The 7,687-nt window shown below is 60.4% G+C and carries 7 protein-coding genes; 6 read left to right on the forward strand and 1 reads right to left on the reverse strand.

Going from position 1 to position 7,687, the window contains the following annotated elements:
• The 5 genes from E8E78_RS19525 to E8E78_RS19545 all read left to right on the forward strand — a co-directional run.
• A partial coding sequence (locus E8E78_RS19525; RefSeq protein ID WP_280337125.1) for a conjugative transfer ATPase occupies positions 1-1,347 on the forward strand: 1,347 nt, incomplete at its 5' end.
• Between the two features lie 221 nt (positions 1,348-1,568).
• Positions 1,569-2,540 carry a TIGR03756 family integrating conjugative element protein gene (locus E8E78_RS19530; protein ID WP_280337124.1) on the forward strand — a complete coding sequence of 324 codons (972 nt, stop codon included), beginning with the start codon at positions 1,569-1,571 and terminating at the stop codon, positions 2,538-2,540.
• Positions 2,540-3,895: an integrating conjugative element protein gene (locus E8E78_RS19535; protein ID WP_280337123.1), complete on the forward strand. Its 1,356-nt coding sequence runs from the start codon at positions 2,540-2,542 to the stop codon at positions 3,893-3,895. Before E8E78_RS19530 ends, E8E78_RS19535 begins: the two co-directional genes overlap by 1 nt.
• Positions 3,892-4,197 (forward strand): hypothetical protein, encoded by a 306-nt coding sequence (locus E8E78_RS19540; protein ID WP_280337122.1) that lies wholly within the window; start codon positions 3,892-3,894, stop codon positions 4,195-4,197. Before E8E78_RS19535 ends, E8E78_RS19540 begins: the two co-directional genes overlap by 4 nt.
• 9 nt (positions 4,198-4,206) lie before the next feature.
• Positions 4,207-5,745, forward strand: coding sequence for a conjugal transfer protein TraG N-terminal domain-containing protein (locus E8E78_RS19545; RefSeq protein WP_280313295.1), 1,539 nt, complete (start codon positions 4,207-4,209; stop codon positions 5,743-5,745).
• A gap of 4 nt (positions 5,746-5,749) precedes the next feature.
• Here E8E78_RS19545 and E8E78_RS19550 read toward each other — a convergent pair whose 3' ends face one another.
• Positions 5,750-6,106 (reverse strand): hypothetical protein, encoded by a 357-nt coding sequence (locus E8E78_RS19550; RefSeq protein WP_063423889.1) that lies wholly within the window; start codon positions 6,104-6,106, stop codon positions 5,750-5,752.
• A 458-nt stretch (positions 6,107-6,564) separates the two neighbouring features.
• On the opposite strand from E8E78_RS19550, the gene E8E78_RS19555 reads away from it, so the two are divergent.
• Positions 6,565-6,930, forward strand: a complete 366-nt coding sequence (locus E8E78_RS19555; protein ID WP_063425444.1) for a DUF3085 domain-containing protein — start codon at positions 6,565-6,567, stop codon at positions 6,928-6,930.
• Positions 6,931-7,687 lie beyond the last annotated feature (757 nt).

The following is a 7,687-nucleotide window of genomic DNA, read 5'->3' on the forward strand; positions in this document are numbered from 1 at the left end:
TGGGGACGCAGCATCGGTACCGGCAATCCGGGCATTACCTTTTTCAACCGAGGTGGCGCGCCGCTGTCGTTCGATCCCCTATCACGCTTCGACCGCTCCATGAATGGCCACTTGCTGTTGTTCGGCCCGACTGGCGCCGGCAAGTCGGCCACCCTGGTTTCGATCCTGATGCAGGTCATGGCGGTGTATCGGCCGCGGCTATTTATCGTCGAGGCCGGCAACTCCTTTGGCCTGCAGGGCGACTACTTCGCCACACTCGGCTTGACCGTCAATAAGGTCCAACTCAAACCGGGCAGCGGCTTGAGCCTGGCCCCTTTCGCCGATGCCCGCCGACTGATCGAACGCCCCGACCAGGTCGCCAGCCTGTCGACCGAGGACCTGGATGAAGAAGCTTCGGACAGCGACGAGCAACGCGATGTGCTGGGCGAGCTGGAGATCACCGCCCGCCTGATGATCACCGGCGGCGAAGCCAAGGAAGAAGCGCGCCTTACCCGGGCAGACCGCAGTCTGATTCGCGAGTGCATCCTTGACGCCGCCAGGCACTGTGCGGCCAGCGACCAGCAGGTCATGACACGTCATGTCCGAGATGCGCTTCGCACGGTGGCCAGCGACGCCCATCTGCCCGACAAGCGTCGTGAGCGTGCCCAGGAAATGGCCGAGTCCATCGACCTGTTCTGCCAGGGCTTCGAGGGTGCGCTGTTTGACCGACCAGGCCCCCCCTGGCCGGAAAGCGATGTCACGATCGTCGACCTCGCCACCTATGCCCGCGAGGGCTATGAAGCACAGATGTCGATCAGCTACATCAGCCTGATGAACACGGTGAATAACCTCGCCGAACGCGACCAGTACCTCGGTCGTCCGATCATCATGGTCACCGACGAAGGCCACATCATCACCAAGAACCCGCTGTTGGCACCGTTCGTGGTCAAAGGCACCAAGATGTGGCGCAAGCTCGGCGCCTGGTTCTGGTTAGCAACGCAGAACCTGGCTGACTTCCCTGACGCGGCGCAGACCATGCTCAACATGATCGAGTGGTGGATCTGCCTGAACATGCCACCGGCGGAAATCGAAGAGATCGCTCGGTTCAAGAAGCTGACGCCAGCACAAAAGACCCTGCTGCTGTCGGCGAGCAAGGCCTCGGGCAAGTACACCGAGGGCGTGGTCTTGTCGAAGCAGCTGGAGACGCTGTTTCGCGCAGTCCCGCCGAGCCTCTACCTCGCCCTGGCCATGACCGAGCCCGAGGAAAAAGCCCAGCGCTGGCGGTTGATGGAAGCGCACCAGCTGTCCGAGCTGGAGGCTGCGCTGCAGATTGCGGCGGACATCGATCGCTTGCGCGGCATGTCCTGAACCTCGGAACACACGATGTTCTAAGCCTGCTGATCAATAAAAATCGACAGGAGCACATTTGTACTCCATTAGTGATTTAGGACAGATTGCAGTCCTGATCCTGCCGGCTGAAGAAACCGAAGGCACCAGTCTCGGTTTGTCCGTCCCCCTCCTCAGCCTGATCCGCGATGCTGCAACTCGGCGCATGGATGCACACCGTTGCCCCCTGCCGAGCGCTGCCGATGAACTTGACCGCCCCATGCCGAACGCCACAGCCGAGCAAACCTGGCCGAGCTCGCGCCTTCCTCGCGATCGCGTCGCTCATGGCTGCCGAGCAGTGCCTGGCGCTGACCACCCCCGCCATCATTGCCTCTGTCGCGTCGCTGCAGTGCCTGGAGTACCGCATCGTCGGGATCTGCTATTGGCTACTGTGTACGCCCTTCGGCTGCACGGTGCGAACCTCGCCCAAGGTCCGTCACTTCATTCCCGAGCTGGTGGTGTCGAGCTATTCCGACACCGGCAGTAACCCGTGGGGCGAGATGTCTGCTTTGTCGGCGCCGACCACCCTGTCGCAAGGCGGCGGCAACCTCATCACGCCCTCGCCGCAGCGCAACAACCTGCCGCGCTTCAAGAATGTCGACGGCATCGGACATCCTGGCGGCGCTGCACTGACTACCGTGGCACACAGCTTCGGCTATGCATGTCCAAGCGGGGCGGTGCCACTTGCGCCCTACTACCTCAGTACGCTCGATCCACTGGCCTGGCGCCACGCCATCCCCGAGTCCGTCTATCCGCAAGCGCTTATTCCGGGCATGCGTGAGATCGGTAGCCAAGCCCTCGGCAACATGTGGGGCAGCATTTACCCACGACAGGGTTTCCTGGTACAGCCCGACGACTTCAAGGCTGCCGCAGTGATGGCGCAGCGCGCCAGCGACTTCATCACCCGCGTTGGTCAGCCGCATGTGTATCTGCCGCTGCAGCCGATGCCATCGCCCGGCTATTGGCCGCCGCTGCCGGTGATGGAGAACAACATCAACAACCACCGTTGGCAGTTGCTCGCACCGATGATGCAGAGCACCTGCGCCATCTTCCCGAGCGCCACCGTCCAGAGTGCCGAGGGCGCCTACGCCTGGTCGTTGTGGCGGCCGTATCGCTGCTGCCAACGCATGGGGCAGACCTTCCTGTTCAGCATCGACTTTGATGGAGGCCAGTGATGAACACCCTCTCGTTCGGGTTGGTATGTCTCTTCGTATGCGCCGCCGGCCACGCCGCCGAGAATGGCTACCACCTGGGCGACCAAGCCCAAGTGTTGGACGACCGGGTGATGTACACCATCGGTGGCGGATCGGCGGCGGGCGCGCCCTCCTCGCTCTACCGCCCCAGCGGACTCGGCGTCGGCCTGTCCTGGCGCGCGAACATGATGTGCGGAAACATGAACCTCTCCAACACCCTGCAGAACCAGCTCAACGGTGCCACCCAGGGCTTCCAGCAGATCATGGGCAACGTCATCCAGAACGCCACCCAGGCGGTGATGTCGCTGCCGGCAATGATCATCCAGCGCGCCAACCCCGGGCTGTATGAACTGCTGAGCAACGGCGTACTGCAGGGACGCATCGACTTCGACCGCTCCAAACTCACCTGCCAGGCGATGGCGGCGAAGATGGCTGACAAGGTGGATCAGGCCGGTTGGGGAGCACTGGCGCAGAACCAGGAAATGCAGCACAACCTGGAGCAGTCCGACGGTGATGCCGTGAGTGCGGTGAAAGACACCGAATCCAACAACGGCAACAAGGGTGTCAGCTGGATTGGCGGGCAGAAAGCTGGCGGCCATGGCCAGGCGCCGATCCGGGTGACCGCGGACGTGGTTAAGGCGGGTTACAACCTTCTGCACAACCGTTCGGTCGAGGACACCTCGGCGGTCGGTTCAGGTTGTCAGAATGGCGCGATTTGCCAGGCTTGGTCGAGCCCCGACGAGGCAGCTGAGTGGGCCACTCGTGTGCTCGGCGAATCCGAGGTGGAGACCTGCGATGACTGCGAGGCGCTGCGCGTGAGCGCGGGTGCAGGGCTCACACCATTGATCCAGGAAACCTACACGCAGCACCTCGAGGGCTTGCAACGCATGTTGTCGGGCGCAGAAGAGCCCACCCCAGAAAACCTCGCCAAAGTCTCCAGCCCCTTGCTGCAGGTCTCGCGTGGCGTCATCGAGGGCCTACGCGATGACCCCGACCAGAACCTGCTGGCCCAACGTTTGGCCAGCGAGACCGCGTTGTCGAGCGCGATCTACAAAGCGATGCTGCTGCAGCGCACATTGCTCGCCGGTAGCCGAGAGCCCAATGTGGCGTCGGCGCAGCCCGCCACCACTGCCCTCAACGGCAATGTCGAAACCTTGGAGCGCGAGATCCGCCTGCTGCAAACGGAATTGCAGGTTCGCCAAGCCCTGGCCACCAACACCGCCAGCCTGGTCCTCGATCGCCACGCCGGCGGCGCCGATGCCTCACGCAATATCGACCAGCGCGATCCACGCCCAGACCGCCTGCAGCGAGCGGATCAGGGAAGGAGCACGCCATGATGCCGTTTTCTGTGAAAAGCTCGGTCGTTCGGGGCTTGCTGATCCTCGCCGTCATGATGGTCATGTTGCTGGTTGCCTCGATGGCGCTGCAATTGAGCGGGCCCCAGTTGGAATGGATCAAGAAGGCACGGGGGAGTACGCCGTTTCTCGCCTACTGGCGAGCCCTACTGTACACCCTGATTTTCGCCGGCTGGACCGCAGCACTCCGCTTGCGGCCAAGCTCGGAAGACCAGCAACGGTTATTACGCCTGGGCCTGATCGGTTTCGGTGCGATCGTCCTGGTCGAACTGTCGCGCTTGTGAGGTGCAGCCATGAACATGAGCACCAACAGCTACCTCGAATACTACCTGTCGCTGCTGGCGTGGATCATCAACAACGGCATCTGGAACACGCTGGCAGACACCGGGCTGTTCGCTGCGCCGTTTGGGGCGATCATCCTGCAGGAGTGGTTATCCGCCCGCCAACAGGGGGCCGACGAGGGCAACAAAGGCTTGCTGTCGATCCCCCGCGTCGAGAACCGACTGTGGATGAGCTACGTCGTCATCCTGTTTGGCTGCATGCCGTTTTTCCCGCTCAACCTGTCCTCCGTAACCTTCGACGGTGCGGCGAGCCAGCGCTGTGGTGTTTCCATGGCCAAGCCCGCCGACACGGCCTGGGGAACAACCTTCAACACGATCGGCGAGAAATCGGCGAATGTGCCGGTGTGGTGGTACCTGGTGCATGCCATGAGCAAGGGCATTACCGCCGCCGCCACAGCGTCGATTCCCTGCGCACCCGACATCCGCGCGATGCGGATGGAGATCGACAGTTCCCGGATCAACGACCAGGTGCTGCTGCAGGAAGTCGCCGATTTCACCCGCGACTGCTACGGCTTTTCACGCTCGAGGCTGTTTACCAACCGCCCTGAGCTGGACGAATCGCAGAGCTACGATGCGTCCTGGATTGGCTCGACTTACCTACTCGACACGCCGGGCTATTACGACAAGGATCGCTCGCGCACGCCCCGGGTTGATTGGCCGTACGACGAGACGCGGGACACCTCCCTGCCCCGGTTGGACAACGGTGCGGGCTACCCAACCTGCAAGCAGTGGTGGAGCGATGCCACGGTCGGAATGCGGGATCGCCTGGTTGCCGAGGTCGATCCCAATCTGCTCACGCAGTTGCGCGGGTGGCTGACCGGACACAGCTCCACCGAAATCGAAAACGCGACCCTGCGTGAACTGGTTAGCCCGCGCCAGCAGTCATTGAGCATGGCGCCGGGTCAGGTGTTCCAGGACTATGGCAGCAGTGCCCGAGGTGGATCGTTGACACAGGGGCTCAACAACCTGGCCACCAACACCGGCCTGGCCTTGGGCTCGTTCAGCAATTTCCCGGCGATGAATGCCCTACGCGCGGCACTGCCAATGGTGCAGGCCTTCCTGATCATGGGCACGATCATCAGCTTGCCGCTGGTACTGCTGATCAGCACCTACCAACTCAAAGCGTTGATGACGGTCACCTTCGCGCTATTCACCCTACACATGCTGACGTTCTGGTGGGAGTTGGCCCGGTGGATCGACTCGAGCATGCTCGACACGCTGTACCACCAGGTCTCTGCCACGGACCAAGCGCTTTTAACATTGCCAACGGCAGGCTTCATGGATGGGACGGTCACCGCGCAGGTGATTGAGTACGTGATGGGGGCCATGTTCTTCGTACTCCCAATGTTTTTCCTCGGTGTAATGAGCTGGGCGGGATACAACGTAGGCAGCGGTGTCCAGACGCTCTTCACTCGCGGATCAGAAGGAGCTCAGGTACAGGCTGATAAAGGATCTTCTCAACTCATATCGGGAGCCAAAAAGTTAAGATAATTGATTATCTAGGAGACCCATTATCATCGTACATCTCAGGATATTTGCTTTGGTGCTGGGGATGACTTACCTCGTATATCCGAGGTTGCCTATCACTTTTAATGGGCAGCGCCGCGAGGGTCCACAGAGCAACCATTCCGATCGCCAGGAAAAAAGCGACTGATGCGACAGCAAGCATCAGCATCAACTTAACGATCTGCATACCCACCCGGCGATACCCAAGCGGCACCTTCGCCAAAATCGGTGAGTGCAAAACGCTGGTTTCTAGCTGATTCACCAATCGTCCCGCTCGACCTGCGGCACGAATCAAGTACTTGCCGAATGGAGTACGGCTGGAGTTTGAAGTAGCTTGGGCCGTCATTTTCGTACCTCCGTTTACTTCACCGCACGTGCGGCCAAACCGCTACAAAGAGTTTGGATCCAAGCTCTAGCTTACTCCTCCCCCACGGTTTTCCATGACCGTTGATCACTTGGTTTACGCTGCTGACCGCCAGTGGCACCGCATGGATTGACGCATTGCACCCTTCTGAAAATTCCTATTGACGCAATGCCGGCCCGCTTGATAAATCGAACTTGCAAGCGCTGGTAACCCGGCACCCCCAGGTGGCCATAACCTTAAAGGCTACGTCACTCCCGTGATGGTTGTCCCAAGGGCGATTAGCGTTCGGTGGCTCGCCCGGTTACCGCTCCCGCGGTGATGAGCGCTCTTTCACATCTGCCTCACGGAGACCTGCTCCGTTGAGGCCCCTTTTCCATTTCCGTGCTGGGAATTCTTCCCGCATGGGTGGAATTCCTCCGCACTGCCTGGAGGAACTCACCATGTTGCGCTTCACAGGAACTGAACTTCATGCTGTCTTGACTGAAGCGGCCGTCATCGGCTGCAGAGTCGTCTTGGTCAAAGACCACGGTGTCTACCTCATGTCTGAGTTCGGTGAAAGCAAATCCGACGGAGGTAGCCGCAAACACATTGCCTATGCCATGGGCTGCAACCCTGACGTCGACGACTTCGACACCTGGTGGAATCGCGCAAGCAGTGAATTCGGCGGCGACGATTTTGCTGAGTACTTCGACCTTGATGATCCCGTCCTGGAAAGCCTACGCGGCACCAGCGGATCGCTGGTAGTTGAGGCCGCATCCACCCACTTGTACATCGCTGCAGAGATTGCCCTCTCCGGGAAATCCTGAATGCTCTCGCAACACCCGCGATGTCCCGGGAAAGCACGAGCTAGTGCCTCTCTGGGATATCGCTCATTTCAATCTACGCCAACAGCAGCGAGCCTTTCATCTGGAAGTTTGGGATGGAAAGCCTTCGCTGGAAGCGGCTGGAAACTCGACCTTCGCGGTGCCCTGGCTTGGGCATTGACCCCACCGGCAAGAGCGTTTTAATGCCTAGACACGCCCAGTTCACAGTGTGAGTTGTAGCGATGGGACTTCCCCCAAGTTGTTCGTGAAGCCATCGCAGGATCAGCTCCCGGGAGGCACCAGTGTCCAGGAAGAACCGCTCCTTACCTGCCGTTGTCCTGAGCCCAGGCGTATGGCAATTCATCGCTGAGGTGGGTACGGCTACTGACGCAGTCGAGCAATCAGGGCTGCGCTTGCAAGCCGTCTTGGGAATCGCCTTGGTTTCAGTAAGTGGTCGCCGTCTGCGCCAGTCGCTTGAGTTACCACTTGGTCAAGCTTCCAAGAACGACTCACGCTCATCGACGGCTGCCACTCAGCTACTGGTAACTCACATCACGCCAAAGACCGGCCCTGTTTTCCTGCACATCAGATTGCCACATGAGATCGGTGTGGACATCTCATCGACCTGAACACCCACCCTACCCCTGTCCACTTACCCCACCGGGAACCCTTCCCGGCCGGGCAGCGTTCCCCTTCTTTGACTGGAGAACGTCATGTCCGATATCTACCTGGACGTCACCAACAAGATTGTCAGTGCCCT

Origin of the sequence: Pseudomonas sp. BN505 (genome assembly GCF_029873175.1) — a bacterium.
Taxonomy (GTDB): domain Bacteria; phylum Pseudomonadota; class Gammaproteobacteria; order Pseudomonadales; family Pseudomonadaceae; genus Aquipseudomonas; species Aquipseudomonas putida.

Coding starts and splice junctions, on each gene's coding strand:
- E8E78_RS19535 (WP_280337123.1), top strand. CDS start 2,540: ATGAACACCCTCTCGTTCGGGTTGGTATGTCTCTTCGTATGCGCCGCC.
- E8E78_RS19545 (WP_280313295.1), top strand. CDS start 4,207: ATGAACATGAGCACCAACAGCTACCTCGAATACTACCTGTCGCTGCTG.
- E8E78_RS19550 (WP_063423889.1), bottom strand. CDS start 6,106: ATGACGGCCCAAGCTACTTCAAACTCCAGCCGTACTCCATTCGGCAAG.
- E8E78_RS19530 (WP_280337124.1), top strand. CDS start 1,569: ATGAACTTGACCGCCCCATGCCGAACGCCACAGCCGAGCAAACCTGGC.
- E8E78_RS19555 (WP_063425444.1), top strand. CDS start 6,565: ATGTTGCGCTTCACAGGAACTGAACTTCATGCTGTCTTGACTGAAGCG.
- E8E78_RS19540 (WP_280337122.1), top strand. CDS start 3,892: ATGATGCCGTTTTCTGTGAAAAGCTCGGTCGTTCGGGGCTTGCTGATC.